Consider the following 24,728-nt stretch of genomic DNA (forward strand, 5'->3'; position numbering starts at 1 on the left):
GCGGCACCGCCTTATCACTCAGGCAGCGCGTCGCTCCTGGGCCTCACAGGCGGCGGCGGTGAAGATCACGTCGGTCGAAGAGTTCAGGGCGGTTTCTGCCGAGTCCTGGAGCACGCCAATGATGAAGCCGACGGCGACCACCTGCATGGCGATTTCACTGGGGATGCCAAACAGGCTGCAGGCCAGCGGGATCAGCAACAGCGAACCGCCGGCCACGCCCGAAGCGCCGCAAGCACATACGGCAGCCACCACGCTGAGGAGCACGGCAGTGGGCAGGTCGACGGCGATGCCCAGGGTATGCACGGCTGCCAGGGTCAGCACGGTGATGGTAATCGCCGCGCCGGCCATGTTGATGGTTGCGCCCAGCGGGATCGAGACCGAGTAAGTGTCTTCATGCAGGCCGAGTTTTTCCGACAGTGCCAGGTTGACCGGGATGTTGGCGGCCGAGCTGCGGGTGAAGAACGCCGTGATGCCGCTTTCGCGCAGGCACATCAGCACCAGCGGGTAGGGGTTGCGGCGGATCTTCCAGAACACGATCAGCGGGTTCATCACCAGCGCGACAAACAGCATGCAGCCGATCAACACCGCCAGCAGGTGCAGGTAGCCAAGCAGGGCGCTCAGCCCCGACTGTGCCAGGGTCGCTGCTACCAGGCCGAAGATCCCCAGCGGCGCAAAACGAATGACAACACGCACGATATAGGTCACCGCATTGGACAGGTCGTCGACTACGGTGCGGGTAGCCTCGCTGGCATGGCGCAGGGCGATCCCCAGACCGATGGCCCAGGTCAGCACACCGATGAAGTTGGCATTGAGCAGCGCCGCTACCGGGTTGTCGACAGCGCTGAGCAGCAGGTTCTGCAGCACTTCGGTGATACCGCCCGGAGCGCTCAACGACGCCTCGCTGGCGCTGAGCAGCAGGGTCGAGGGGAACAGCATGCTGGCGATCACGGCGACCACGGCTGCGCCAAAGGTGCCCAGCAGGTACAGCCACAGGATCGGCCGGATATGGGTCTCCTGGCCGTGCTTGTGGTTGGCGATCGAGGCCATCACCAGCACGAACACCAGTACCGGCGCTACCGCTTTTAGGGCGCTGACGAAAACCTTGCCAAGAAATGCCAGGTCGAGCGCCACGGCAGGCGCGAGCAAGGCCAGGGCGATGCCGGCGATCAGGCCGATGACGATCTGGGTAACCAGGCTGGTGCGGGTGAACAGGCGAAGAACAGGCAGCATGTGCAGCGAATCTCAGGGATTTGGACGGGCGCGACTGTACCATAGACCAGCGCTCCCGGCCGCTGCCTACCAGTGGAACAACTCTTTGCGCGCACCCTCGGTAATCGCGACGATGCCCGGATGCTTGACCTTGCGCTCCACCGATATCGCATAGAACGACTCGTTGACCGCCTCGGTATGGCCGATCAGCTCCACCGCATACTGGCGGCATACCTCATCGGCAATCACGCTGGGCGCGACAAAGATGCCGCTGCCGGACTGACCGAAGGCCTGCATCAAAGCACTGTCGTCGAACTCACCGACGATCCGCGGTTGCACCTGCTGCTCGGACAGCCAGCGCAACAACCGGCTGCGGACTACGGTTTCCTGACCCGGGATCAGCAGCGGCGCATCATTCAGGCAGGCCGGAAACGCTCCTGAGTACTCTGCCGCCAGAGCTGGAGTGGCAAAAAAGCTCAAACCGCATTCGCCGAGCTTCTGGCTGTAACCCTTGATATCCAGATGGCTGGGCATGGGGCTGTCGGAAATGACCAGGTCCAGACGCTGGATGGCCAGATCGGCCAGCAGCCGCTCGAGTTTGTCTTCCCGGCAATTGATGCGCAGAGCGCCGTCCAGCTCCATGGTCGGGGCCAGCAATCGATAAACGATGGACTTGGGCACCACATCGGCAACGCCGACGCGGAACAGGATCTGCTCCTGCGGCCCGGCGCGCAGCATGGTCTCGAGCTCACTGCCAATCTGGAACATCTGTTCGGCGTAGACCAGCGTCTGCCTGCCGCTCTCGGTCAGCTCAAGCTGACGCCCGACACGCTGGAACAATTCCAGGCCATGGGTCTGCTCGAACAGGCTGATCTGCCCGCTGATGGTCTGCGGCGTCAGATTCAGCTGCTCACTGGCGCGGGCAATACTGCCGGTGCGCGCGACTACCCAAAAATAATGCAGTTGCCGGTAATTGAGCATGGGCGCTTCCGGATTCGTAAAAAACGAAGTATAGCCGCTAAAAAAACGAATTTTCCGGATGTTTCCGCTTCATTAGAATGCCTTTCATCTGGCGCCACGTGCGCTGCCCAGACATGACAAGTGAGGATCCCATGCTACAACTCAAATCCATCGGTACTCCGTTGGTGCTTGCGCTGGCTCTGATGAGTCTGGCCGGTTGCGAGCAGGCCGAAAAGTCTGCCCAGCAGGTAATCGATCAGGCCGCGCAATCGGCCAAGCAGGCTATCGACAAGACCAACGATGCAGCACAACAGGCGCTGAACGATGTCATTGGTGGGGAGCGGGAGAAATCTGCCAAGCCCGCGGATGGCCAAGACAACGCTCCAGGCAAGACCCAAGACATCTGACCCACAGCTGCGAACACAGCCCTAACATAGCCAGAAACAGGATTGATCCATGGAATATTTGCTGGAACTCGCCGCAAGCCCGACCGCCTGGGTAGCCTTGGCCACTCTGGTAGCAATGGAGATCGTGCTCGGTATCGACAACCTGATCTTCATCTCGATCCTGACCAACAAGCTGCCTGTCGAGTACCGCTCCAAGGCGCGCCGGATTGGTATCAGCATGGCGTTGATCATGCGCCTGGCGTTGCTCAGTACCGTGGCCTGGATCGTCCAGTTGACCGATCCGGTAATCGAGATCTTCGGCAATGCCTTCTCCTGGAAGGACATGATCCTGATCGCCGGTGGCCTGTTCCTGCTGTGGAAGGCAACCAAAGAGATTCACGAGAGCGTCGATCCGCACGGTGCCAAGCATGAGGCCACTGTCTCATCGACCGTCACCCTCGGCTTTGCCGCCGCGATCTTCCAGATTCTGCTGCTGGACATCGTGTTCTCGGTCGACAGCATCATTACCGCCGTGGGCATGACCGAGCACTTGCCGATCATGATCATCGCAGTGGTGGCAGCCGTTATCGTGATGATGGTGGCCGCCGATCCGCTGGCCAACTTCATCAACGACAACCCGACCGTGGTGATGCTTGCATTGGGCTTCCTGATCATGATCGGCATGACCTTGATCGCTGAAGGCTTCGGTGCCCACGTGCCAAAAGGTTATGTGTATGCAGCGATGGCTTTCTCGACCGCGATCGAGATGCTCAACATCTTTGCTCGCCGAGCGCGCCTCAAGCGTGAGGCTGCACAGGAGTAAGTTGCGCGGGGCGCCTGGCGCCCCATTCGCAATGGCAGTTTCATCAAAGGACCGCGTATGCCTTCAAGCTGCGCGGTTTTTTGTTTTACGCTGACGCGATGTCAGTGCGCTGCAGCAGGCTGGCGAGCGCGTTGCACGGGCAAGGGCTTGGCCTTGGCCTGAACCGGCAGTGGATGATGCGAATGCCTGCGGACAATGCGCAGAACACCCCATAACATGGCAGCGGCCACACTCAGCCACATACCTACCAACAACAGAATTCCCATAGTCAGGCTCATGTGTGCCTCCTTCTCTCGGGCTTGCCCCAGGCTTACCTTCCAGACACTTACTTAGTCTAGCGTTACCCTCATGACGTTCAATTGAGCTTAGGTCGAACCCTTGGTCCGATTTGTTACTAACCTGCGTCGGGCTATTCCTGCGCGCGCGTCCGCCCTATGATCAGAGACAATCGCCGGGTGCCAGCCCGGCTTCAGACAAGTGAGTGTCCATGTTGCAAGCTCCCCTCAAGTCGTTGCTCAATCCTTCACAGCGCCTGCTCGCTGCATGCCTGCTGGCGGCCAGTCTGGTTGGCTGCGCCGGCGCGCCTCCTGCGGATGTAAAAGGCTTGCCGCAGCGGGTCGAGATCAGCAGCGTGCCGTTCTTCCGCGGCAACGCCAATCACAGTGGCGCCATGGCCCTGGCGGTCATGCTCTCGCAGCAAGGCATTCGGATCACCCCTGGCCTGCTCGACAAGCCGCTGAAGCTGCCTGAAGCAGCCGAAGCGCTGGAAACATCGATCCCGCCTGTGGCGCGTGATTACGGCATGCTGGTGTATCCGCTGGACAAGCGTCTGGATGCATTGCTCGCCCAAGTGGCGGCGGGCAACCCGGTGCTGCTGCGTTATCAAGAGGGTGCGGCATGGTGGAGTGAGCCGCGCTATGCGGTACTGGTCGGCTATGACAGCTACAAGCAGCGGGTGCTGCTGCGTGCAGGCATGCAGCGGCGGCAGATGATGTCGTTCGATGCGTTTGCCAAGGCGTGGGAAGAGCAGGGCAGTTGGGCGGTATTAATTCAGCCGCCGCAGCAACTGCCAGCTCAGGTCGATCGCCAGCGCTGGTTGCAAGGCGCCGACGAACTGGCCAGGGCGGGTCAGGAAATGGCGGCCAGGCAAGCGGTCAGCAGCCTCGGCCAGCCCTGAACGCAAACGGCCGGCGCTGATGGCCGGCCGTCTTCATCTACTGTGGATCAGAAGCCCAGGCGATCGCGCAGGCTGTAATACCACGCACCCATGGCGCTGAACGGTACCCGCAGCAGTTGGCCACCCGGGAATGGGTAGTGCGGCAGGCCGGCGAATGCGTCAAAGCGTTCGGCCTGGCCGCGCAGCGCTTCGGCCAGGACCTTGCCCGCCAAGTGGGTGTAGGTCACGCCGTGGCCGGAGCAGCCTTGCGAGTAGTAGATGTTGTCGCCGATGCGGCCGACCTGGGGCAGACGCGACAGGGTCAGCAGGAAGTTGCCGGTCCAGGCGTAGTCGATCTTGACGTCCTTGAGCTGCGGGAATGCCTTGAGCATCTTCGGCCGAATGATCGCCTCGATGTTGGCCGGGTCGCGGGCGCCGTAGACTACGCCACCGCCGAAGATCAGGCGCTTGTCGCCGGTCAGGCGGTAGTAGTCGAGCAGGTAGTTGCAGTCCTCGACGCAGTAGTCCTGCGGCAGCAGGGTACGTGCCAGCTCATCGCCCAGCGGCTCGGTGGTGATTACCTGAGTACCGCATGGCATGGACTTGGAGGCCAGCTCCGGCACCAGGTTACCCAGGTAAGCGTTGCCGGCAACGATGATGTACTTGGCGCGGATCTTACCCTGCGGGGTGTGCACGACCGGGTTGGCGCCGCGCTCGATGCGTATGGCAGGGGTCTGTTCATAGATCACGCCCCCCAGCGACTCGACCGCAGCCGCTTCGCCCAATGCTAGGTTGAGCGGGTGAATATGGCCGCCGCTCATGTCGAGCATGCCGCCTATATAGCTGTCGCACGCGACCACTTCACGGATGCGCTTCTGGTCCATCAGCTCCAGCTGGGTGTGGCCGTAACGTTCCCACAGGCGTTTCTGCGATTCCAGGTGGGCCATCTGCTTGGGCGTGATAGCTGCGAATACGCCGCCGTCCTTGAGGTCGCACTGGATGTTGTACTTGGCGACGCGCTCACGGATGATGCGCCCGCCTTCGAAGGCCATCGCGCCCAGCAATTGTGCTTCGCGCGGGCCAACGGTGCGTTCGATCACGTCGATGTCACGGCTGTAGCTGTTGACGATCTGGCCACCGTTGCGGCCGGATGCCCCAAAGCCAACCTTGGCCGCTTCGACGACGGTGACCTTGAAGCCGTTCTCCAGCAGGAACAGTGCGCTGGACAGGCCGGTATAGCCCGCACCGATTACGCAGATGTCGGTTTCCACCTCACCCTGCAGCGCCGGACGTGGCGGCACCGGGTTGGCCGAGGCGGCGTAGTAGGACTGTGGGTAGGGGGTATTAGCCATGCTCGAGAAACCTCGTGTTTTATATTTTTAACGAATGTACCGATGCTATCAATAATAATAAACACCCGCTAGTCGTATGGTGAAAATCCTTTACGCAGCGGTGGTGCGTGACTATCAGTAAATATTTTTAGGATTCAGTGGCTTAGCGCGGAAAAAACAGTTGACAGGGTTTTTGGATTCCGTAGAATGCGCCCCACGACAGGCACATAGCTCAGTTGGTTAGAGCACCACCTTGACATGGTGGGGGTCGTTGGTTCGAGTCCAATTGTGCCTACCAAATCGAAAAGGGGTGATCCGCAAGGGTCACCCTTTTTTCATTTGCGCTGCTGGTGGTTGCTGATCCTGGTGGTCCACCCCAGTCTCAGGACCAGGCAGTGCAAAGGTTTTGATTTTCTTCAAAAAAAAGCTTTACAGAGGTGCGCTTCACTCGTAATATGCGCCCCACGACAGGCACATAGCTCAGTTGGTTAGAGCACCACCTTGACATGGTGGGGGTCGTTGGTTCGAGTCCAATTGTGCCTACCAAACTTGAAGAGGGCGATCCGAAAGGATCGCCTTTTTTGCATTTGTTTCGCGCCTGAAACACCCTGCGGCAGCCTGCCCATCGGCGCTAGCCAGCCATCATGGTAGAATCCGCGCCTTCGATTCTGGAGTTAGACCCGTGCGTAAACTTGCGGTGGTAACAGCGATGCTGGCCTTGGCGGGCTGCAACAATGAAGTGGATGGCGTGCACAAGCAGGTGGCCGAACACCTGAGCAATCCCAAGACCGCCAAATTCGCCAACGTGCGCTTCGATACCGATGGCTCGATCTGCGGTCAATTCCGCGGCAAGGACGCTGACGGCAAATTCGAGGCTTACCGCAGCTACGTTGCAATCAAGCGGGATGGCCAGTACCAGATCATCGTCGACGAAACCGGAGACGACCTGCGCATCCGCGAGATCTGTGGTGGTGCCGAGCTGCAGCGTCGCGCCGAAGCCCTGGCCGATCAACCGGCGCCAGAGGGCTGGGATGTCGAGGTGGTGCAGGGGCCGAACATGGGGGCTCTGAGCGACATGACTGCGCGCCTTATAGAGAAGGGGATTCCCTCTTCGGTCGAGTACCGTGACGGCAAGCCGGTGGTGCTGCTGGGTCCATTCCCGACCAAGGAAGAGGCGCAGGCGCGCAAGGCCGATGTGATGGCGCGTCAAGGCACTGACTCTGTGGTGATCCAGCATGGTGCCCAGCGCTGATAAGTGACTGATGAGGCAGGCGGGCTGTGCCTGAACGCGATCGTTGGCTATGCTTGGCTAAGCGGGCGCTGAACAGGGAGAGGTCGCATGTCTACATTGGAACGGGCCATCGCTGTAGCCGCCAAAGCCCACGAGGGGCAGTACGACAAGGGTGGGGCAGCCTACATTCTTCATCCGCTGCGGGTGATGATGCGGGTGTCCACACCTGAACAGCGCATTGTCGCTGTACTCCACGATGTACTCGAAGACACGCCCCTGACGGTATCGGACCTCGCTCTTGAGGGCTTTCCGCTGAAAATCCTTGCCGCCTTGCTCTCGCTCAGTCGACGTCCAGGCGAGAGCTATGAGGCGTTTGTGATTCGGGCAGGCGCTGACCCTCTGGCACGAGAGGTCAAGCTGGCTGATCTGGCCGATAACAGCGACCTCAGTCGCATCGCCTGCCCAGGTCCCGCTGACCTTGCCCGGCTCAGCCGCTATCAGCATGCCAGTGCCTACCTGCAAACCCTGACTTGAACGCCTGCCTCGCCTGCGCTGTCTACTGTATCTAGCGCATTGGCCAGATCGGCCGGTAATATCCCCGGCCTTGAAAATGGGTTATTCAAGAGGTAGCAATGGATCGAGAAAGCCCTGCGGTGCCCGTCGATACGATGGCCAGGCCCGCCCGGCTGCAGGTCTTTCCGACGGATGCTTCGGAGCGGCTGCAATTGGCCTTGGACGCTGGTGCCATAATCGGCACCTGGCTGTGGGACATTCGCAACGACTGCGTAACGGCTGACGAGCGCTTCGCCCGCTCATTCGGGCTGTCTGCAGAACGCTGCACCAGTGGTATTCCGATCTCCGAGGCGTTCGCCTCGATCCACGAGCAAGACCGTGAGCGAGTTGGCCGTGACATCGAGCAGGCCATGGCTCGCGGTGGGCGTTTTCGCTGTGAATATCGTGTTCGCCAGGACGACGGCTGCTATCGCTGGGTAGAGGCCAATGGCCGCGCCGAGCTCGATGAGCAGGGTATGGCCGTGCGCTTTCCTGGTGTGCTGATGGACATCGAGTCGCGACGTGTTGCCGAAGCTGAGCGCGATCGCGTAAACGCCTTGTTGCGCACGTTCACGGCGGCAGTGCCTGGCGTGGTATACGCCAAGGACCGCCAGGGGCGGATGCTGGTCGCCAACCATGGCACTACGCAGTTGATCGGCAAGCCGCTCGAGGTTTACCTGGGCAAGACCGACCTGGAATTTCTTGAAGATGAAGCGCAGGCGCGCCAGGTCATGGCGAACGACCAGCGCATCATGGATAGCGGCCTGGCTGAGCAAATTGAAGAGCGGGTCGACATGCCGGATGGCTCGGTGGCAGTCTGGCTATCGGTGAAGGCGCCGCTGCTGAGCGAAACCGGTGAAGTGATCGGTCTGATCGGCTCGTCGATGGATGTCACCGCGCGAAAGAACGCCGAATCCGCCTTGCTCGAGCTTAACCGCACGTTGGAAGCGCGCATCAGCGTTGCCGTTGCCGAGCGCGAAGCGGCTCAGGCTGCGCTGCGTCAGGCGCAGAAGATGGAGGCGGTGGGCCAATTGACCGGGGGCATCGCTCACGATTTCAACAACCTGCTGGCCGGCATCAGCGGTAGCCTCGACTTGATCAGGTTGCGGTTGAATCAGGGGCGCACGGTCGATCTGGAGCGTTATCTGGGCGTTGCTCACGGTGCCGCTCAGCGCGCCGCAGCCCTGACCCATCGCCTGCTAGCGTTCTCCCGTCGGCAGACGCTGGTGCCGGTCGAGACGGATGTGCATGCCTTGATTGGCGGCATGGAGGAGTTGATCCGGCGCACGGTCGGGCCGGCAATCAGCCTCAAGGTGGATTTGTCTGCGCAGGCCAGCGCTTGTCTGGTCGACCCGGCGCAGGTGGAAAACGCCTTGCTCAATCTGTGTATCAATTCGCGCGATGCCATGCCGGGTGGCGGCAGGATTCTGATCAGCACTTGCGACCAGCTGCTGACGACTGGACCCGAGCTTGATCCGGAGTTGAGCCCGGGCAACTACCTGAGCATCTGTGTGGCGGACAGTGGTACCGGCATGAGCGCCGAGGTGCTGGGCAAGGCCTTCGAGCCGTTCTTCACGACCAAGCCGGTGGGCGCCGGGACCGGGCTTGGGTTGTCGATGATCTATGGCTTTGCCAAGCAATCCGGTGGTCAGGTGAGGATCGAGTCAGAGCCGGGCAAAGGTACACGGGTGCTGCTGCAGTTGCCGGGCCACAGCGCTGCGCTGGACGCTCCGCAGGCGCAACCTGGCGAGTGTGCCAAGCCCACGGCCGCAGCCGGCGAAACGGTTTTGGTGGTCGATGACGAGTCCTCCGTGCGCATGTTTGTCAGCGAAACCCTGGGCAGTTACGGCTATGTGGTGATCGAGGCGGCGGACAGCCTGGCAGGGTTGCAACTGCTGCGTTCGGACATCCGCATTGATCTGCTGGTGACCGACATCGGTTTACCTGGTGGACTTGATGGGCGGCAGATGGCGGAGGCGGGCAGGCAATCAAGGCCCGACCTGCCGGTGTTGTTGATGACGGGCTATGCCCAGCCAGAAGTGCTCGATCGCCAGCCACTGGAGTCGAGCATGGCGATACTGACCAAGCCATTTGCCCTTGAGTCACTGACCTCGCAGGTCAATGCCTTGCTCAGGCCGCAAGCGGACGACGCAACTGCCAAGGCTTGAGTGCCTGCTCAGTCTTCCTTGGGGACAGTCCAGAAGATCTGCACGCCGCCATCATCGCGGTAGGCGAGGGTGACGTTGTCGTTTTCAGCAATCTCTTCGAGTAGCGTTGCCCAGTCGTCTGGCAGCTCGTGCTCCAGCCGAAAGATCAACGCAGACTTGCTGCGCTGGGCGGTGGTGCTATTGATGATTTTCTGGATGCGCTCGCCCAGTTGTTGGTATGGGCTGGGGGTGGCTTGAGAGGCAGCGGCCATCGGGGGTGTTCCTTGTTGTGCTGTATGTGCGTACAGTATTTCACTGCAGGCAATTTCGCAACAACCTCGTGAGCCTTGGCCCAGTGGCTGTCGCGGGCCGGGCGGCCCGCGACAGCATGAGCAAAGCGTTGCTCGGCTCAGGCAATCAACAGATCAATATTCCCAGAAGATCCGCTGCAGCTCTTTGCTGTCCTGGGTCTTGGTCATTGCAACCATCGCCAGAATCCGCGCTTTTTGCGGGTTCAGGTCATGGGCAACTACCCAGTCGTTCTTGTCATCCGGCTGCTCGGCGTTGCGCAGTACGAAACCGCCCTGGTTGACGTGGGAAGAGCGAATGATCTGTACACCGTTTTTACGCAGCTCTTGCAGAGCCGGTACCACACGTGACGATACCGAACCGTTGCCGGTGCCGGCATGAATCAGCGCCTTGGCGCCGTTTTGCGCCAATGCCTTGTAGGCGGTGTCGGTGACGTTGCCGTAGCCGTAGGCGATGTCTACCGCAGGCAGGCTGCTGATTTGCTTGATGTCGAACTCGGAGTTGGAGGTGTGACGCTTGGCTGGCAGGCGGAACCAGTACGACTTGCCTTCCACGACCATGCCCATCGGGCCCCAGGCGCTCTTGAACGCTTCGGTCTTGATATTGATCGACTTGCTGACGTCACGGCCGGATTGAATCTCGTCGTTCATGGTCACCAGTACGCCTTTGCCGCGCGATTGCTTGTCGCTGGCGACGGCTACGGCGTTGTACAGGTTGAGCATGCCGTCAGCTGACATCGCGGTGCCGGGGCGCATCGAACCGACCACTACGATTGGCTTGTCGGTCTTTTCCACCAGGTTGAGGAAGTAGGCGGTTTCTTCCAGTGTGTCGGTGCCGTGGGTAATGACGATGCCGTCGACGTCGTTGCTGTCAGCCAGCTCGGCGACGCGTTTGCCCAGCTTGAGCAGGTCGTCGTTGCTGATGCTTTCGGAAGCGATCTGCATGACTTGCTCGCCGCGCACATTGGCCAGTTGGGCCAGCTCCGGCACGCCGGCGATCAATTTATCGATGCCTACCTTGGCGGCCTGGTAGGTAGCGCTGTTGGCGGCGCTGGCGCCAGCGCCAGCAATGGTGCCACCGGTGGCGAGAATGACCACGTTGGCGAGCTTTTGTTGCTGCTCGGCTTCTTTGGCAGAAACTGCAGTCGGCAGGATCAGCAGCAGGGCGAGGGCGCCCGGGGCAAATGTCTTCAGTGCGGTTTTCATCGTTATTGTTCTCTCGATCTTCCTGGTGAGATTTATATGTCGCACAGCTGAGCAGGCAGGTTTCATACCAACGCAGCGGTGTGTCCGGGTTGAGCCGCTGCAGGCGGAAGTTCGCGCATATGCGGAGACAAATCCGGCGGTGGGATATATTCGGCTTACCGAACGGATACAGGTAAAGTTGTTCGGTTTTCCGTGGCCAATCCGAGTAACCTGCCGCTCGCCCCGGTTTGCCAAGACAGCGTCTCAGGCAATTGACAAAATCAGGGCTTGTTTCCATAGTGGCTTAACGCAAACGTTTGCGATCCGATAAAAAACACAAGATTCGGAGTCATCTCATGAAACTGCCGTTCCCCGGTCGTCTGCTCTCCCTCGCTATCGTCTCCTCGCTGGCGCTCGCACTGCCCCTGGCAGGTCAGGCTGAAGAAAAACCCAAAGTCGCTCTGGTCATGAAGTCGTTGGCCAATGAGTTTTTCCGCACCATGGAAGACGGCGCCAAAGCCTACCAAAAAGACCATTCCAACGAATTCGAGCTGGTTGCCAACGGCATCAAGGACGAGTCCGACACCAGCAACCAGATCCGCATCGTCGAGCAGATGATCGCAACCGGCGCCAATGCGCTGGTGATCGCGCCGGCTGACTCCAAGGCGCTGGTGCCGGTGATCAAGAAGGCCATGGACGCCGGCATCACCGTCATCAACATCGATAACCGTCTCGACCCAGAAGTGCTCAAGAGCAAAAACCTCAGCGTGCCCTTCGTTGGCCCTGACAACCGCAAAGGCGCCAGGCTGGTCGGCGACTACCTGGCCCAGCAGAAGCTCAAGCCGGGTGATCAGGTCGGCATTATCGAAGGCGTGTCGACCACTACCAACGCCCAACAGCGCACGGCTGGTTTCCAGGACGCCATGCAGGCGGCACAGATCAAGGTCGTTTCGGTGCAGTCTGGTAACTGGGAAATCGACAAGGGCAACGCGGTGGCGGCGGCCATGCTCAACGAGTACCCAGAGATCAAAGCGCTGCTGGCGGGCAATGACAGCATGGCGCTTGGAGCGGTCTCTGCTGTGCGTGCCGCAGGCAAGAAGGATCAGGTTCAAGTAGTCGGCTATGACAACATCAACGCCATCAAGCCGATGCTCAAAGATGGCCGCGTGCTCGCCACCCTTGATCAGGATGCCAAGAAGCAAGCTGTGTATGGCATCCAGGCTGCGTTGCAGATGATCAAGGGCGAAAAAACCGCTGTCGATGCCGACAATGTCATCCAAACCCCGGTTGAATTGATCACCAAACCGTGATCCAGGCAGGAGACCCGGCCATGTCTGCATCGGCCACGCAAACGGTGCTCGCGGTCAGCGGGCTGGGTAAGAGCTACGCCCAGCCCGTGCTGGCTGACGTCGACCTGGCGCTCTACGCCGGCGAAGTGCTGGCGCTGACCGGTGAGAACGGCGCCGGCAAAAGCACGCTATCGAAGTTGATCAGCGGCCTGGAAATTCCCACCGTTGGGCATATGAGCTATCTCGGCCACCCTTATAGCCCTGCCAGCCGCAGTGCAGCAGAGGGGCTTGGGGTGCGCATGGTGATGCAGGAGTTGAACCTGCTGCCCACCCTGACGGTTGCCGAAAACCTGTTTCTCGACAACCTGCCAAGCCGTCTTGGCTGGATCAACCACAAGCGCCTGCGCCAGTTGGCGGTCGCTGCCATGGCGCAGGTGGGCCTGGACGCGATTGACCCGGATACCCTGGTCGGTGAGTTGGGTATCGGTCATCAGCAGATGGTCGAGATCGCCCGCAACCTGATTGGCGATTGCCGGGTGCTGATCTTCGACGAGCCTACGGCCATGCTCACTGCTCGCGAGGTGGAGCTGCTGTTTGTTCAGATCGAGCGCCTGCGTCAGCGCGGCGTGGCTATCGTGTACATATCCCATCGCCTTGAAGAACTGCAGCGTGTGGCCCAGCGCATCGCGGTGCTGCGCGATGGCAAACTGGTGTGCGCCGAGCCGATCCAGCGCTACAGCAGCGCCGAGCTGGTCAATTTGATGGTCGGTCGCGATGTTGGCGAGCATATCGACCTGGGCAGGCGCCAGATCGGTGCGCCGCTACTCAAGGTCGACAAGCTTAGCCGTGCCGACAAGGTGCGCGAGGTTTCATTCGAGGTGAGGGCAGGGGAGATCTTTGGGATCTCCGGCCTGATCGGCGCCGGCCGTACCGAGCTGCTGCGGCTGATCTATGGCGCCGACCGCGCCGACAGCGGCAGCGTTGCCCTAGGTCAGCCGCCGCAGCACGTCACTGTCGACTCGCCCAAGGCGGCTGTGCGTGCTGGTATCGCATTGATTACCGAGGATCGCAAGGGTGAGGGGCTGCTGTTGACGCAGTCGATCAGTGCCAATATCGCCCTGGGCAACCTGGGTGCAGTGTCCCGTGCCGGTATCATCGATGGCGCCGCCGAAACAGCTTTGGCCGAGCGCCAGATCAACGCCATGCGTATTCGCAGCGCAAGCCCGGCGCAGACCGTCAGCGAGCTGTCCGGCGGCAATCAGCAAAAGGTGGTGATTGGCCGCTGGCTGGAGCGCGACTGCCAGGTGCTTCTGTTCGACGAGCCAACCCGCGGTATCGACGTCGGCGCGAAGTTCGACATCTATGGTTTGCTGGCCGAGTTGGCGCGCCAGGGCAAGGCGCTGGTGGTTGTTTCAAGTGACCTGCGCGAACTGATGCTGATCTGCGATCGCATCGGTGTGCTCTCGGCGGGGCGCCTGATCGACACCTTCGAGCGCGATGCGTGGAGCCAGGATCAACTGCTTGCCGCGGCGTTTGCCGGTTATCAAAAACGTGATGCTCTGCTGCATGAAGCAGCTCCCAGGATGGACCCATGAACAGCTCTCCCGTCGACACTCCCGCTCGCCGCAGCGGCACCTATCTGGGCCTTGGTACTTACCTGGGGCTGGCCGGCGCATTGCTGGCAATGATTGTGCTGTTCTCGTTTATGAGCAGCCATTTCTGGTCGTACGCAACCTTCAGTACCCTGGCCAACCAGATCCCCGATCTGATGGTGCTGGCAGTCGGCATGACGCTGGTGTTGATCATCGGTGGCATCGACCTGTCGGTGGGCTCTGTACTGGCCTTGGCAGCCTCGGCAGTCAGCGTGGCCATTCTGGGGTGGGGCTGGAGCGTGTTGCCCGCTGCGCTGCTGGGCATGGCCGTCGCCGCCCTGGCTGGCAGCGTCACTGGCTGCATTACCGTGGCCTGGCGCATTCCATCCTTTATCGTCTCGCTCGGTGTGCTGGAAATGGCCCGTGGCCTGGCCTATCAGTTCACTGATTCGCGCACGGCCTATATCGGCGATGCCTACGCCTGGTTTTCCAATCCGGTCGCGTTTGGCATCTCGCCATCCTTCATCATCGCCTTGCTGGTCATCGTCGTTGCCCACCTTGTACTGACACGCACGGTGTTCGGCCGTTACCTGATCGGTATTGGTACCAATGAAGAAGCCGTCCGCCTGGCCGGGATCGACCCGCGCCCGTACAAGATCATGGTGTTCACCCTGATGGGGCTGCTCGCCGGCCTTGCCGCGCTGTTCCAGATTTCTCGCCTGGAGGCCGCCGACCCTAACGCCGGTGCTGGTCTTGAGTTGCAGGTGATCGCCGCCGTGGTAATCGGCGGTACCAGCCTGATGGGCGGGCGCGGCTCGGTGATCAGTACCTTCTTCGGGGTGCTGATCATTTCGGTGCTGGCCGCGGGACTGGCTCAGATCGGCGCTTCCGAACCGACCAAACGCATCATCACTGGGGCGGTCATTGTGATTGCCGTGGTGCTCGACACTTATCGCAGCCGGCGCGCGAGCCGGCGGAACTGAAACCATGGCAACCATCAAAGATGTCGCGGCAATGGCGGGGATTTCCTATACCACCGTTTCCCATGTACTGAACAAGACCCGTCCGGTAAGCGAGCAGGTGCGCCTGAAGGTCGAAGCCGCCATCGCCGAGCTCGATTACGTGCCCAGTGCTGTAGCCCGCTCGCTCAAGGCGCGCAGTACCGCCACTATAGGCCTGTTGGTGCCCAGCAGCGTCAACCCGTACTTTGCCGAGCTTGCCCGAGGCATCGAGGATGGCTGCGAGCGTAATGGCTACTGCGTGATCCTGTGCAACTCCGACGACAACCCGCAAAAGCAGCGTAGCTATCTGCGCGTACTGCTGGAAAAGCGCATTGATGGCCTGGTAGTAGCGTCAGTCGGTGAAGACAGTGACCTGTTGCAGAGCCTGGCCTGCGTGCGCACGCCGATGGTCATCGTCGACCGTGCGCTGGAGGGCGTGGATGCCGACCTGGTGCGGATCGACCACGAACAAGGCGCTTACCTCGCCACCCGTCACCTGCTCGAGCTCGGCCACCGCGACATCGCCTGCATTGGCGGGCCAGCCGAGACCGGGGTCAGCCAGTTGCGCGTAGCCGGTTTTCACCGGGCGATGGCTGAGGCGCAGGCTGAGGTCAGCGCAGCACGTGTGTTGCACTGCGATTTCACCAGCCCAGGCGGCCACGCTGCTGCGGCGCAGTTGCTCGACGGCCGGCGGCCTACGGCGATTTTCGCCGGCAACGACATGATCGGCTTTGGCGTGTTGCGCGCGGCCGCCGAGCGCAATATTAGCGTGCCGGGCGAGCTGTCGGTGATCGGTTTCGATGACATCGAGCTCAGCCGCTACGTATACCCGCCGCTGACCACCGTCGGCCAGTCGATTCGCGAGCTGGGTGAGAGTGCTGCCGAGCTGCTGCTTTCACGCATCGCCAGGCCGCGGCACGACGCCCCGGCCGAGCAGCGCATCATCGCCCCGCGCATCATCATGCGCGAATCCACCGGGCCGCGCCCGGACCTGTTCAATGATTACCGCTAAGGACGTCCCATGCATGCCAAGGTAGTAGTGGTCGGCAGCCTCAACATGGACCTGGTGGCCCGCGCCGAGCGTTTGCCGCGGGCAGGCGAGACGCTGACCGGCGAGGGTTTTTTCACGGTGCCCGGCGGCAAGGGCGCCAACCAGACGGTAGCCGTGGCGCGCCTTGGTGCCAGCGTGGCCATGATCGGCAATGCCGGTGATGACGCCTATGGCCAGCAGCTGCTGCAGGCGCTGCAGGTCGAAGGCGTTGATTGCCAGGCAGTCAATACGTGCGCGGGTGTGTCCAGTGGGGTGGCGCTGATCGTGGTGGATGCTGCCAGCCAGAATGCAATCGTGGTGATCCCCGGTGCCAACGGTTTGCTCAGCGCCGAGTCTGTGCAGCGTGCCGACAGCTTGTTGCAGGCCGCTGATATCGTTATCTGCCAACTGGAAGTGCCCCAGACAACGGTTGCCTGGACCTTGGCCCGCGCCCGTGAGCTGGGTAAGACGGTGATTCTCAATCCTGCCCCCGCTACCGGCCCGTTGCCGGCAGACTGGTTTCCCAGCATCGACTACCTCGCGCCCAACGAAAGCGAGGCCCAGGCCTTGACTGGCATTGCGGTGAGCGACCAGGACAGCGCCCGCCGCGCTGCCGAGCAGTTGCTCGCGTTCGGGGTCGGCAAGGTGATCGTGACCCTCGGTAGCGAGGGCGCTTTGCTGGTGAGCGCGCAAGGCTGCCAGCACTATCCGGCAATGGCGGTCAAAGCGCTCGACACCACTGCGGCCGGTGACACCTTTATCGGTGGCTTTGCCGCTGGCTTGGCGCGTGGGCTGAGTGAGGCTGAGGCGATCACCCTCGGTCAGCGCGCGGCTGCCATATCGGTCACTCGTGCGGGTGCGCAGCCCTCGATTCCGTACCTGGCGGAGCTGCAGCCATGAAAAAGACCGCACTGCTCAATATTGCTTTGTCGCACACGATTGCCAGCCTGGGTCATGGTGACATCGTGGTGATCGGTGATGCCGGCTTGCCCGTGCCGGCTGGTGTCGAATTGATCGACCTGGCCATTACCTCCGGCCTGCCGGACTTTGCCAGCGTGCTGGAGGTGGTCCTGAGCGAGATGCAGGTCGAGCGACATATCGTAGCGGCGGAGCTGTTCGAGATCGCGCCACCGGCGTTGGCTGCAATCCAACAGCTCAGCACGCAGGGCCTGCTTGGCGCTTGTGAACAAGTGCCGCACAGTGACTTCACGCTGCTGAGCCGTCAGGCCAAGGTCATCGTTCGCACCGGTGAGTGCAAGCCGTTCAGCAATATCGCACTGGTCGCTGGCGTCACGTTTTGACGAGTTCGCTGAGGTCCATTTGAGTGTGAAAACCATCGGCGCAGGAGTGCCTTATGTTGAAAAAAATGCTGCAGGGAGCCGTTCTGATGGCCGCTGTTACCACTTCGACGCTGCACGCCGCCCCGCGTGAACTGATCATCGACACCGACCCTGGTGCCGATGATCTAGTGGCGCTGTTTTTGGCGATGGCATCGCCCGCGGAGCTGAATATTCGCGCGATCACCACGGTTGCCGGCAATGTGCGCCTGGAAAAAACTTCTCGCAATGCGCGGTTGGCCCGTGAGTGGGCGGGCCGCGAAGACATCCCGGTCTACGCCGGTGCTGGTCGACCTTTGGTGCGCGCGCCTATATACGCTGCTGAAGTTCACGGCGAGGAGGGCATTACCGGCGTACAGGTGCACGAGCCAAAACAAGGCTTGGCCGCGGGCAATGCGGTACAGTATCTGGTCGATACCCTTAGCGCAGCCAAGCCGCACAGCATCACCATAGCCATGCTTGGGCCGCAGACCAACCTGGCCCTGGCGCTGATCCAGCAGCCAGAGATCGCCCAAGGCATCAAGGAAGTCGTGGTCATGGGCGGTGCCCACTTCAATGGCGGCAACATCACGCCCGTCGCTGAATTCAATCTGTACGCGGACCCGCATGCCGCTGAGGTCGTGTTGGCCAGTGGCGTCAAGCTCACCTACCTGCCTCTGGATGTCACCCACAAGCTGCTGACCAGCGATACTCGGCTCAAGCAGTTGAGCGCGGTCAACAACCGCGCCAGTAAGCAGGTCGTGGAAATCCTCAACGCCTACATTCAGCATGACATGCAGCTCTACGGCATGCCCGGCGGGCCGGTGCATGATGCGAGCGTCATTGCTTATCTGCTCAAGCCAGAGATGTTCAGCGGGCGGCAGATCCACATGAGTGTCGACAGTCGCGAAGGCCCGACCTTCGGTCAGACCGTCGCCGACTGGTATGGCGTACTAAAGCAGCCCGCCAACGTCATGTGGGTAGAGGAGGGCGATGCCCAGGGCTTGTTCGATCTGCTCAGCGAGCGGCTGGCTCGATTGCCATAGCTGTAGACTGCGGCGCGTAACGCTCCAGCACTTGTTCGATAAAGCTGCGGGAGCCTTCGTTGCCGAGTTCGTGTACCAGCAGGTCCACGGCGATCAGCATTAGCTCCTCGGCCGTGCCTGGTGCGTACGAGCGATGGCCCGCGGGTAAGTGGACCTGGATGTCGGCATCGATGCTGAGGCTGCGCATTGGAAATTTCTCGTTGGTTCGGACTATAGATCGAACACCGGGCCCTGGCGTTCGTAGGGAGGCATGTTGCACTCCACTTATTGCAGTAAATCATGCCTTTGCGTCAAGAGCCCTGCGACTTAGGCATAACAGCCCGTGCGCGACAAACTATTTCTTCGGTGCAAAACCCGGTGACGATTGCTGTTTCCCCTTGCAGGCATGAGTCAGGCACACTTGGGCGTTTTGCAACGAATATTGCGCACTACTGTCGCATACAGCAGTTCCCATGATGATTAGGAGGATTCATGTTCCGTACCCGTGCTTCTCTGGCAACCGTGCTGGTAGCTGTTGCGCTGGCAGGTTGCAGCACTGGCAGCGCGCCGGGCGGTGACAGCAGCGCACCGGCAGCCTCGGCTGGCAACGATGGCCGCTGTAACGCCAGCGGCGCTGACTTCACCGTAGGCAAGCCGGGCACGCCCGAGCTGCTCGAGCAGGCGCGCAAAGCCAGCGGCTCGCAAATGGCCCGCATCCTCAAGCCCCACGATATGGTCACCCTGGAGTACCGCTCCGAGCGGCTAAACCTCAATGTTGACGAGCAGGGCAACGTCGTGCGCGTCAACTGCGGCTGATTTACTGTTGATTCGGTCGCTGTCGCCAACGGTGGCAGTGACCAAGCTGTAAAATTCAGGCATAAAAAAACCCGCCACGAGGGCGGGTTTTTTTACAGCATCCGAATTACTCCGGACGAACCTGTGCAGCCTGCATACCCTTCTGGCCTTTTTCGGCAACGAAGGAAACAGTCTGGCCTTCTTTCAGGCTCTTGAAGCCGTCGGATTCGATGGCTTTGAAGTGTACGAACAGGTCGTCGCCGCCGCCTTGAGGAGTGATGAAGCCGAAGCCTTTTTCATCGTTGAACCACTTGACGGTGCCGGTTTGGCGATTGGACATGGGGTGAATCTCCAGAAACGTAATTTTTTATCGGTGCAGATGTAGCCGAAGCTGCGTGCGCCAGGTACATCATAGTCTAATTCTGCGCGTGTCGCGCCTTTTAACTGCGAAGAAAACTGATACAGCGCAAATAAAGGCTCGGAAGCCCGCTGTTACGCGGTCAACCTTTCGTCGTGCATGCCTGTTTTACCACAGTTTGAGCCTTTTGCATCAATTTCGCGTCAACACCGTCCTTGCTGTCGAGGTCTTCGATCTCAGCTTTGCTGAAATTCTTCTCGATTGCCTGGGCGCCACACTTGCAGTGGGTGTCGGCATCCTTGGCGCTGACGCCTTGCTGGGTGGCCACCTGCACGCATTGCTGCATGTAGGCGTCTTTCTTGCCGGCTGGCCAGTCGGCTTGGGCCGCCATGGGCAGCAGCAGTGCCCCCGCAGCGGTCAGGGCCAGAAGAGACTGAAGTCGCATAACCAGACACTCCCTTGATATAGGTCTGATGAAAATCGGATGCATCAGCAAATCTGATAGGCATTTTTACCTACAGTTCATCGTATTTGTGCATTTTCCAAATATTCGTGCCTGGCCGCTAACCTGCGTGCTAGCATGCTCGGCTTGCAGTTGCCCAGAGGCAGCCCGCAGTTATCTTTCTATTTCCAGTCACTCTGGTTCGCCCCTGACAAGCCGAAAGGCTTCTGCCACTGTGAGGCAGGCTTCCTCTATTAAGGAAGGCAGGTCGGATCTTGTACTGGCTCATCCCAACCCACGTGACCTTTGGTAGGGGTCACCACTAGGAGAGGAGGCGCCATGCCCACCATTACTCTTCCCGATGGCAGTCAACGTTCGTTCGATCACGCTGTATCAGTAGCAGAAGTCGCCGCCTCGATCGGCGCTGGCCTGGCCAAGGCTACCCTGGCCGGTAAAGTCGACGGCAAGCTGGTCGATGCCTGCGACCTGATCGAACACGACGCCACCCTGCAGATCATCACCCCTAAAGATGAAGAGGGGCTGGAAATCATCCGTCACTCGTGCGCCCACCTGATTGGCCACGCAGTCAAGCAGCTGTACCCGACCGCCAAGATGGTAATCGGCCCGGTCATCGATGACGGCTTCTATTACGATATCGCCTACGAGCGCCCCTTCACCCCTGATGACCTCGCCGCCATCGAAAAGCGCATGCAGCAGCTGATCGAGAAGGACTACGACGTCATCAAGAAGGTCACCCCGCGCGCCGAAGTCATCGACGTGTTCCAGGCCCGTGGCGAAGACTACAAGCTGCGCCTGGTCGAAGACATGCCGGATGAACAGGCCATGGGTTTGTACCATCACGAAGAATACGTCGACATGTGCCGCGGTCCGCACGTGCCCAACACGCGCTTCCTCAAATCGTTCAAGCTGACCAAGCTGTCCGGTGCCTACTGGCGCGGCGACGCTAAAAACGAGCAGCTGCAGCGCGTGTACGGCACCGCTTGGGCCGACAAGAAGCAGCTGGCTGCCTACATTCAGCGCATCGAAGAAGCCGAGAAGCGCGATCACCGCAAGATCGGCAAGCAGCTCGACCTGTTCCACCTGCAGGAAGAAGCGCCGGGCATGGTCTTCTGGCATCCGAATGGCTGGACCGTGTATCAGGTGCTCGAGCAGTACATGCGCACTGTGCAGCGTCAGAACGGTTACCTTGAGATCAAGACCCCGCAAGTGGTCGATCGAATCCTCTGGGAGCGTTCCGGCCACTGGTCCAACTACGCCGAGAACATGTTCACCACCTCGTCGGAAAGCCGTGATTACGCGGTCAAGCCGATGAACTGCCCGTGCCACGTGCAGGTGTTCAATCAGGGGCTGAAGTCGTACCGCGACCTGCCACTGCGTTTGGCCGAATTCGGCGCATGCCACCGTAACGAGCCATCTGGTGCGTTGCACGGCATCATGCGTGTGCGTGGTTTCGTCCAGGACGATGCGCACATCTTCTGCACCGAAGATCAGGTCAAGAAAGAAGCGGCCGACTTCATCAAGTTGACACTCGACGTTTATAAAGACTTCGGTTTCGTCGACGTCGCCATGAAGCTGTCGACCCGTCCGGCCAAGCGCGTCGGTTCGGACGAGCTGTGGGATCGCGCCGAAGGCGCCCTGGCTGATGCACTCAATGAATCCGGCCTGGAGTGGGAATACCAGCCAGGCGAGGGCGCCTTCTATGGCCCGAAAATCGAATTCACCCTGCGTGACTGCCTCGGCCGTAACTGGCAGTGTGGTACCCTGCAGTACGATCCGAACCTGCCTGAGCGTCTGGACGCCAGCTACATTGCCGAAGATAACGCGCGCAAGCGCCCGGTAATGCTGCACCGCGCCATCCTCGGTTCGTTCGAACGCTTCATCGGTATGCTGATTGAGCACTACGCTGGCGTATTCCCGGCTTGGCTGGCGCCAACCCAGGCAGTGATCATGAACATCACTGACAAGCAGGCCGATTTTGCCCTTCAGGTTGAAAAAAATCTGACCGATAGCGGTTTTCGTGCCAAGTCTGACTTGAGAAATGAGAAGATCGGCTTTAAAATCCGCGAGCATACTTTGCTCAAGGTCCCGTACCTTTTGGTTATAGGGGACCGTGAAGTCGAAACGCAAACCGTCGCTGTGCGTACTCGCGAAGGCGCAGACCTGGGCTCCATGCCCGTCGCCCAATTCGCCGAGTTCCTTGCGCATGCGGTTTCCCGGCGTGGTCGCCAAGAATCGGAGTAATGATTATTAAGCGTGATATGAGAAACGATAAACGAGCTGCACCGAAGGCCCCGATCAACGAGAATATCTCTGCACGCGAGGTTCGGTTAATTGGTGCTGACGGTGAACAGTTGGGCATCGTCTCGATCGAAGAAGCGCTTCGTATCGCTGAAGAAGCGAAGCTGGATCTGGTAGAGATTTCTGCTGACGCCGTACCTCCTGTCTGTAAAGTCATGGACTACGGCAAAAGCCTGTTCGAGAAGAAGAAGCAACAGGCTGCAGCCAAGAAAAACCAGAAGATCATCCAGATCAAAGAAATCAAGTTTCGTCCAGGGACGGAGGAAGGGGATTACCAGGTAAAACTACGCAACCTGGTACGTTTCCTAAGTGATGGGGACAAGACCAAGATCTCTCTGAGATTCCGTGGTCGTGAGATGGCCCACCAGGAGCTGGGTATGGAACTGTTGAAGCGGATCGAAGCTGATCTCGCCGAATACGGGACCGTTGAACAGCATCCGAAGATGGAAGGACGCCAACTTTTGATGGTCATCGCCCCCAAGAAAAAGAAATAACCACCAGGGCACGGCAGGCCTTGCGGTTATGTTTATCCACCCCAATGCGGAGTTACGAACATGCCAAAAATGAAAACCAAGAGCGGTGCAGCGAAGCGTTTCCTGAAAACGGCGACCGGCTTCAAGCACAAGCACGCTTTCAAGAGCCACATCCTGACCAAAATGTCGACCAAGCGTAAGCGTCAACTGCGTGGTAGCAGCATGCTGCACCCGTCTGACGTGGCAAAAGTCGCGCGCATGCTGCGCGTTCGTTAATTCTGGTCTAGATAGAGGAAGTTACTCATGGCTCGTGTAAAGCGCGGCGTAATTGCTCGTAAGCGTCACAAAAAAATTCTGAAACTGGCTAAAGGTTACTACGGTGCACGCTCGCGCGTATTCCGTGTTGCCAAGCAGGCTGTCATCAAGGCTGGTCAATACGCCTACCGTGACCGTCGCCAGAAAAAACGTCAGTTCCGCGCTCTGTGGATCGCTCGTATCAACGCTGGTGCTCGCGTCAACGGTCTGTCTTACAGCCGCCTGATCGCTGGCCTGAAAAAAGCGTCGATCGAAATCGACCGTAAAGTTCTGGCTGACCTGGCAGTGAACGAAAAAGCGGCGTTTGCTGCGATTGTCGAGAAAGCTAAAGCCGTTCTGGCTTAAGTACCCACGACAATCATCCGGCGGCGCATGCGCCGTCGGGTGTTGAACGTCATCGATAGGGGAAGAGCCTTCAAAGCTCTTCCCCTATTTTTGTATCTGGAGTCTGTACATGGAAAACCTGGACGCGCTGGTCTCCCAAGCCCTGGAAGCTGTGGAGCGCGCTGAAGACATCAATGCCCTGGAACAGATCCGGGTTCAATTTCTCGGCAAGAAAGGCGAGCTGACCCAGGTGATGAAGACCCTGGGCAACCTGCCAGCCGAAGAGCGCCCCAAGGTTGGAGCGCTGATCAACGACGCCAAGGAACGCGTCACCGAAGTGCTCAATGCGCGCAAGGCTGGCTTTGAAGAGGCCGAGCTCAGCGCTCGCCTGGCTGCCGAATGCATTGACGTGACCCTGCCGGGCCGTGGCCAGACCACTGGCGGCCTGCACCCGATCACCCGTACCCTCGAACGCATCGAACAGTTCTTCACCCACATTGGCTACGGCATCGCCGAAGGCCCTGAGGTCGAAGACGACTATCACAACTTCGAAGCGCTCAACATCCCTGGCCACCACCCGGCCCGGGCGATGCACGACACCTTCTACTTCAATGCCAACATGCTGCTGCGCACCCACACCTCGCCGGTGCAGGTACGTACCATGGAATCGACCCAGCCGCCGATTCGGATTGTCTGCCCTGGCCGCGTCTATCGCTGCGACTCGGATATCACCCACTCGCCGATGTTCCACCAGGTCGAAGGCTTGTTGATCGATCGCGACATCAACTTCGCCGACCTCAAGGGCACCATCGAAGAATTCCTGCGGGTGTTCTTCGAGAAGCAGCTGGATGTACGTTTCCGTCCGTCGTTCTTCCCCTTCACCGAACCGTCCGCTGAAGTCGATATTCAGTGTGTGATGTGTTCCGGCAAAGGCTGCCGCGTGTGCAAGCAGACCGGCTGGCTGGAAGTGATGGGCTGCGGCATGGTCCACCCGAACGTGCTGCGCATGTCTGGCATCGACCCGGAAGAATTCCAGGGCTTCGCCTTTGGCATGGGCGCCGAGCGTCTGGCCATGCTGCGTTATGGCGTCAACGATTTGCGTCTGTTCTTCGACAACGACCTGCGGTTCCTGGCGCAATTCCGCTAGGCCACACCTCGACC

28 protein-coding genes and 2 tRNA genes are annotated in these 24,728 nt (G+C 60.0%); 21 read left to right on the forward strand and 9 right to left on the reverse strand.

Annotated features, from left to right (window positions below; translation table 11 throughout):
• Nucleotides 1-18: 18 nt before the first annotated feature.
• Entirely contained in the window at nucleotides 19-1,230 is a 1,212-nt protein-coding gene (gene sstT, locus ACQZ2L_RS06070; RefSeq protein WP_430325223.1) for a serine/threonine transporter SstT, read from the reverse strand.
• Nucleotides 1,231-1,296: 66 nt separating this feature from the next.
• Entirely contained in the window at nucleotides 1,297-2,190 is an 894-nt protein-coding gene (nhaR, locus tag ACQZ2L_RS06075) for a transcriptional activator NhaR (RefSeq protein WP_430325224.1), read from the reverse strand.
• Nucleotides 2,191-2,321: 131 nt separating this feature from the next.
• On the opposite strand from nhaR, the gene ACQZ2L_RS06080 reads away from it, so the two are divergent.
• Together ACQZ2L_RS06080 and ACQZ2L_RS06085 are read left to right on the forward strand one after the other, a co-directional pair.
• Entirely contained in the window at nucleotides 2,322-2,576 is a 255-nt protein-coding gene (locus tag ACQZ2L_RS06080; protein WP_430325225.1) for a hypothetical protein, read from the forward strand.
• A gap of 49 nt (nucleotides 2,577-2,625) precedes the next feature.
• Nucleotides 2,626-3,378 (forward strand): TerC family protein, encoded by a 753-nt coding sequence (locus tag ACQZ2L_RS06085; RefSeq protein ID WP_430325226.1) that lies wholly within the window; start codon nucleotides 2,626-2,628, stop codon nucleotides 3,376-3,378.
• A gap of 101 nt (nucleotides 3,379-3,479) precedes the next feature.
• On the opposite strand, the gene ACQZ2L_RS06090 is transcribed toward ACQZ2L_RS06085, so the two are convergent.
• Entirely contained in the window at nucleotides 3,480-3,656 is a 177-nt protein-coding gene (locus ACQZ2L_RS06090) for a hypothetical protein (RefSeq protein ID WP_178080773.1), read from the reverse strand.
• Nucleotides 3,657-3,865: 209 nt separating this feature from the next.
• On the opposite strand from ACQZ2L_RS06090, the gene ACQZ2L_RS06095 reads away from it, so the two are divergent.
• Nucleotides 3,866-4,555, forward strand: coding sequence for a peptidase C39 family protein (locus tag ACQZ2L_RS06095; protein WP_430325227.1), 690 nt, complete (start codon nucleotides 3,866-3,868; stop codon nucleotides 4,553-4,555).
• A 47-nt stretch (nucleotides 4,556-4,602) separates the two neighbouring features.
• Here the strand turns inward: ACQZ2L_RS06095 and ACQZ2L_RS06100 are convergent, their stop codons facing one another.
• Nucleotides 4,603-5,886, reverse strand: coding sequence for an NAD(P)/FAD-dependent oxidoreductase (locus ACQZ2L_RS06100; RefSeq protein WP_430325228.1), 1,284 nt, complete (start codon nucleotides 5,884-5,886; stop codon nucleotides 4,603-4,605).
• Nucleotides 5,887-6,086: 200 nt separating this feature from the next.
• Between ACQZ2L_RS06100 and ACQZ2L_RS06105 the strand changes: the two genes are divergently transcribed.
• The 5 genes from ACQZ2L_RS06105 (at nucleotide 6,087) to ACQZ2L_RS06125 (ending at nucleotide 9,816) form a co-directional block, all read left to right on the forward strand.
• Nucleotides 6,087-6,163: transfer RNA gene (locus ACQZ2L_RS06105), tRNA-Val, on the forward strand.
• Nucleotides 6,164-6,334: 171 nt separating this feature from the next.
• A tRNA-Val gene (locus tag ACQZ2L_RS06110) sits at nucleotides 6,335-6,411 on the forward strand.
• A gap of 136 nt (nucleotides 6,412-6,547) precedes the next feature.
• Nucleotides 6,548-7,117, forward strand: a complete 570-nt coding sequence (locus tag ACQZ2L_RS06115) for an SPOR domain-containing protein (RefSeq protein WP_103437806.1) — start codon at nucleotides 6,548-6,550, stop codon at nucleotides 7,115-7,117.
• An 87-nt stretch (nucleotides 7,118-7,204) separates the two neighbouring features.
• Nucleotides 7,205-7,630, forward strand: a complete 426-nt coding sequence (locus ACQZ2L_RS06120; RefSeq protein WP_314871871.1) for a GTP pyrophosphokinase — start codon at nucleotides 7,205-7,207, stop codon at nucleotides 7,628-7,630.
• Nucleotides 7,631-7,764: 134 nt separating this feature from the next.
• The gene (locus ACQZ2L_RS06125) at nucleotides 7,765-9,816 is read left to right on the forward strand and encodes a PAS domain-containing protein (protein WP_430325466.1); all 2,052 of its coding nucleotides are present in this window, start codon (nucleotides 7,765-7,767) and stop codon (nucleotides 9,814-9,816) included.
• A gap of 8 nt (nucleotides 9,817-9,824) precedes the next feature.
• On the opposite strand, the gene ACQZ2L_RS06130 is transcribed toward ACQZ2L_RS06125, so the two are convergent.
• Entirely contained in the window at nucleotides 9,825-10,067 is a 243-nt protein-coding gene (locus ACQZ2L_RS06130) for a DUF1654 domain-containing protein (protein WP_314871877.1), read from the reverse strand.
• Nucleotides 10,068-10,220: 153 nt separating this feature from the next.
• A complete protein-coding gene (locus ACQZ2L_RS06135; RefSeq protein WP_101320642.1) occupies nucleotides 10,221-11,309 on the reverse strand; it encodes an asparaginase in 1,089 nt (362 codons plus the stop codon).
• A 335-nt stretch (nucleotides 11,310-11,644) separates the two neighbouring features.
• On the opposite strand from ACQZ2L_RS06135, the gene ACQZ2L_RS06140 reads away from it, so the two are divergent.
• The 7 genes from ACQZ2L_RS06140 to ACQZ2L_RS06170 are packed head-to-tail and all read left to right on the forward strand — an operon-like array spanning nucleotide 11,645 to nucleotide 18,562.
• Complete coding sequence (locus ACQZ2L_RS06140) at nucleotides 11,645-12,598, forward strand: sugar ABC transporter substrate-binding protein (RefSeq protein ID WP_430325229.1); 954 nt, start codon at nucleotides 11,645-11,647, stop codon at nucleotides 12,596-12,598.
• A 20-nt stretch (nucleotides 12,599-12,618) separates the two neighbouring features.
• Complete coding sequence (locus tag ACQZ2L_RS06145; RefSeq protein WP_430325230.1) at nucleotides 12,619-14,172, forward strand: sugar ABC transporter ATP-binding protein; 1,554 nt, start codon at nucleotides 12,619-12,621, stop codon at nucleotides 14,170-14,172.
• Nucleotides 14,169-15,152 (forward strand): ABC transporter permease, encoded by a 984-nt coding sequence (locus ACQZ2L_RS06150; RefSeq protein WP_430325231.1) that lies wholly within the window; start codon nucleotides 14,169-14,171, stop codon nucleotides 15,150-15,152. The genes ACQZ2L_RS06145 and ACQZ2L_RS06150 overlap by 4 nt, the downstream gene beginning before the upstream one ends.
• 4 nt (nucleotides 15,153-15,156) lie before the next feature.
• The gene (locus ACQZ2L_RS06155) at nucleotides 15,157-16,182 is read left to right on the forward strand and encodes a LacI family DNA-binding transcriptional regulator (RefSeq protein WP_101320634.1); all 1,026 of its coding nucleotides are present in this window, start codon (nucleotides 15,157-15,159) and stop codon (nucleotides 16,180-16,182) included.
• Between the two features lie 9 nt (nucleotides 16,183-16,191).
• Nucleotides 16,192-17,100: a ribokinase gene (gene rbsK / locus ACQZ2L_RS06160; protein ID WP_430325232.1), complete on the forward strand. Its 909-nt coding sequence runs from the start codon at nucleotides 16,192-16,194 to the stop codon at nucleotides 17,098-17,100.
• Nucleotides 17,097-17,501, forward strand: coding sequence for a D-ribose pyranase (rbsD, locus tag ACQZ2L_RS06165; RefSeq protein ID WP_430325233.1), 405 nt, complete (start codon nucleotides 17,097-17,099; stop codon nucleotides 17,499-17,501). Before rbsK ends, rbsD begins: the two co-directional genes overlap by 4 nt.
• Before the next feature lie 53 nt (nucleotides 17,502-17,554).
• Nucleotides 17,555-18,562, forward strand: coding sequence for a nucleoside hydrolase (locus ACQZ2L_RS06170; RefSeq protein ID WP_430325234.1), 1,008 nt, complete (start codon nucleotides 17,555-17,557; stop codon nucleotides 18,560-18,562).
• On the opposite strand, the gene ACQZ2L_RS06175 is transcribed toward ACQZ2L_RS06170, so the two are convergent.
• The gene (locus ACQZ2L_RS06175; protein WP_430325235.1) at nucleotides 18,534-18,749 is read right to left on the reverse strand and encodes a hypothetical protein; all 216 of its coding nucleotides are present in this window, start codon (nucleotides 18,747-18,749) and stop codon (nucleotides 18,534-18,536) included. The genes ACQZ2L_RS06170 and ACQZ2L_RS06175 overlap by 29 nt on opposite strands.
• A 284-nt stretch (nucleotides 18,750-19,033) precedes the next feature.
• Between ACQZ2L_RS06175 and ACQZ2L_RS06180 the strand changes: the two genes are divergently transcribed.
• Nucleotides 19,034-19,357: an I78 family peptidase inhibitor gene (locus tag ACQZ2L_RS06180; protein WP_101320624.1), complete on the forward strand. Its 324-nt coding sequence runs from the start codon at nucleotides 19,034-19,036 to the stop codon at nucleotides 19,355-19,357.
• Nucleotides 19,358-19,463: 106 nt separating this feature from the next.
• On the opposite strand, the gene ACQZ2L_RS06185 is transcribed toward ACQZ2L_RS06180, so the two are convergent.
• Together ACQZ2L_RS06185 and ACQZ2L_RS06190 are read right to left on the reverse strand one after the other, a co-directional pair.
• Nucleotides 19,464-19,676: a cold-shock protein gene (locus ACQZ2L_RS06185; RefSeq protein ID WP_003179963.1), complete on the reverse strand. Its 213-nt coding sequence runs from the start codon at nucleotides 19,674-19,676 to the stop codon at nucleotides 19,464-19,466.
• Between the two features lie 160 nt (nucleotides 19,677-19,836).
• Nucleotides 19,837-20,139 carry a hypothetical protein gene (locus ACQZ2L_RS06190; protein WP_101320622.1) on the reverse strand — a complete coding sequence of 101 codons (303 nt, stop codon included), beginning with the start codon at nucleotides 20,137-20,139 and terminating at the stop codon, nucleotides 19,837-19,839.
• A 336-nt stretch (nucleotides 20,140-20,475) separates the two neighbouring features.
• Here ACQZ2L_RS06190 and thrS point away from each other — a divergent pair, with 336 nt between their 5' ends.
• The 5 genes from thrS to pheS all read left to right on the forward strand — a co-directional run bounded on the left by thrS (nucleotide 20,476) and on the right by pheS (nucleotide 24,714).
• Nucleotides 20,476-22,398: a threonine--tRNA ligase gene (thrS, locus tag ACQZ2L_RS06195; protein WP_430325236.1), complete on the forward strand. Its 1,923-nt coding sequence runs from the start codon at nucleotides 20,476-20,478 to the stop codon at nucleotides 22,396-22,398.
• A complete protein-coding gene (gene infC, locus ACQZ2L_RS06200) occupies nucleotides 22,398-22,949 on the forward strand; it encodes a translation initiation factor IF-3 (protein ID WP_178080772.1) in 552 nt (183 codons plus the stop codon). Before thrS ends, infC begins: the two co-directional genes overlap by 1 nt.
• Nucleotides 22,950-23,009: 60 nt before the next feature.
• On the forward strand, nucleotides 23,010-23,204 hold the full coding sequence (gene rpmI / locus ACQZ2L_RS06205; RefSeq protein ID WP_028696462.1) for a 50S ribosomal protein L35: 195 nt from the start codon (nucleotides 23,010-23,012) through the stop codon (nucleotides 23,202-23,204).
• Nucleotides 23,205-23,231: 27 nt separating this feature from the next.
• Entirely contained in the window at nucleotides 23,232-23,588 is a 357-nt protein-coding gene (rplT, locus tag ACQZ2L_RS06210; protein ID WP_043860801.1) for a 50S ribosomal protein L20, read from the forward strand.
• Between the two features lie 109 nt (nucleotides 23,589-23,697).
• Entirely contained in the window at nucleotides 23,698-24,714 is a 1,017-nt protein-coding gene (gene pheS, locus ACQZ2L_RS06215; RefSeq protein WP_101320618.1) for a phenylalanine--tRNA ligase subunit alpha, read from the forward strand.
• Nucleotides 24,715-24,728: the final 14 nt, after the last annotated feature.

The sequence above is a fragment of the Pseudomonas shirazensis genome, from assembly GCF_050496565.1.
Taxonomy (GTDB): Bacteria; Pseudomonadota; Gammaproteobacteria; order Pseudomonadales; family Pseudomonadaceae; genus Aquipseudomonas; species Aquipseudomonas shirazensis_A.

Coding starts and splice junctions, on each gene's coding strand:
- ACQZ2L_RS06145 (WP_430325230.1), top strand. CDS start 12,619: ATGTCTGCATCGGCCACGCAAACGGTGCTCGCGGTCAGCGGGCTGGGT.
- rbsD (WP_430325233.1), top strand. CDS start 17,097: ATGAAAAAGACCGCACTGCTCAATATTGCTTTGTCGCACACGATTGCC.
- rplT (WP_043860801.1), top strand. CDS start 23,232: ATGGCTCGTGTAAAGCGCGGCGTAATTGCTCGTAAGCGTCACAAAAAA.
- nhaR (WP_430325224.1), bottom strand. CDS start 2,190: ATGCTCAATTACCGGCAACTGCATTATTTTTGGGTAGTCGCGCGCACC.
- ACQZ2L_RS06190 (WP_101320622.1), bottom strand. CDS start 20,139: ATGCGACTTCAGTCTCTTCTGGCCCTGACCGCTGCGGGGGCACTGCTG.
- ACQZ2L_RS06170 (WP_430325234.1), top strand. CDS start 17,555: ATGTTGAAAAAAATGCTGCAGGGAGCCGTTCTGATGGCCGCTGTTACC.
- ACQZ2L_RS06140 (WP_430325229.1), top strand. CDS start 11,645: ATGAAACTGCCGTTCCCCGGTCGTCTGCTCTCCCTCGCTATCGTCTCC.
- infC (WP_178080772.1), top strand. CDS start 22,398: ATGATTATTAAGCGTGATATGAGAAACGATAAACGAGCTGCACCGAAG.
- ACQZ2L_RS06150 (WP_430325231.1), top strand. CDS start 14,169: ATGAACAGCTCTCCCGTCGACACTCCCGCTCGCCGCAGCGGCACCTAT.
- ACQZ2L_RS06180 (WP_101320624.1), top strand. CDS start 19,034: ATGTTCCGTACCCGTGCTTCTCTGGCAACCGTGCTGGTAGCTGTTGCG.
- ACQZ2L_RS06135 (WP_101320642.1), bottom strand. CDS start 11,309: ATGAAAACCGCACTGAAGACATTTGCCCCGGGCGCCCTCGCCCTGCTG.
- sstT (WP_430325223.1), bottom strand. CDS start 1,230: ATGCTGCCTGTTCTTCGCCTGTTCACCCGCACCAGCCTGGTTACCCAG.
- pheS (WP_101320618.1), top strand. CDS start 23,698: ATGGAAAACCTGGACGCGCTGGTCTCCCAAGCCCTGGAAGCTGTGGAG.
- ACQZ2L_RS06085 (WP_430325226.1), top strand. CDS start 2,626: ATGGAATATTTGCTGGAACTCGCCGCAAGCCCGACCGCCTGGGTAGCC.
- ACQZ2L_RS06090 (WP_178080773.1), bottom strand. CDS start 3,656: ATGAGCCTGACTATGGGAATTCTGTTGTTGGTAGGTATGTGGCTGAGT.
- ACQZ2L_RS06175 (WP_430325235.1), bottom strand. CDS start 18,749: ATGCGCAGCCTCAGCATCGATGCCGACATCCAGGTCCACTTACCCGCG.
- ACQZ2L_RS06080 (WP_430325225.1), top strand. CDS start 2,322: ATGCTACAACTCAAATCCATCGGTACTCCGTTGGTGCTTGCGCTGGCT.
- ACQZ2L_RS06125 (WP_430325466.1), top strand. CDS start 7,765: ATGGCCAGGCCCGCCCGGCTGCAGGTCTTTCCGACGGATGCTTCGGAG.
- thrS (WP_430325236.1), top strand. CDS start 20,476: ATGCCCACCATTACTCTTCCCGATGGCAGTCAACGTTCGTTCGATCAC.
- ACQZ2L_RS06155 (WP_101320634.1), top strand. CDS start 15,157: ATGGCAACCATCAAAGATGTCGCGGCAATGGCGGGGATTTCCTATACC.
- rbsK (WP_430325232.1), top strand. CDS start 16,192: ATGCATGCCAAGGTAGTAGTGGTCGGCAGCCTCAACATGGACCTGGTG.
- ACQZ2L_RS06185 (WP_003179963.1), bottom strand. CDS start 19,676: ATGTCCAATCGCCAAACCGGCACCGTCAAGTGGTTCAACGATGAAAAA.
- ACQZ2L_RS06130 (WP_314871877.1), bottom strand. CDS start 10,067: ATGGCCGCTGCCTCTCAAGCCACCCCCAGCCCATACCAACAACTGGGC.
- ACQZ2L_RS06095 (WP_430325227.1), top strand. CDS start 3,866: ATGTTGCAAGCTCCCCTCAAGTCGTTGCTCAATCCTTCACAGCGCCTG.
- ACQZ2L_RS06100 (WP_430325228.1), bottom strand. CDS start 5,886: ATGGCTAATACCCCCTACCCACAGTCCTACTACGCCGCCTCGGCCAAC.
- ACQZ2L_RS06120 (WP_314871871.1), top strand. CDS start 7,205: ATGTCTACATTGGAACGGGCCATCGCTGTAGCCGCCAAAGCCCACGAG.
- rpmI (WP_028696462.1), top strand. CDS start 23,010: ATGCCAAAAATGAAAACCAAGAGCGGTGCAGCGAAGCGTTTCCTGAAA.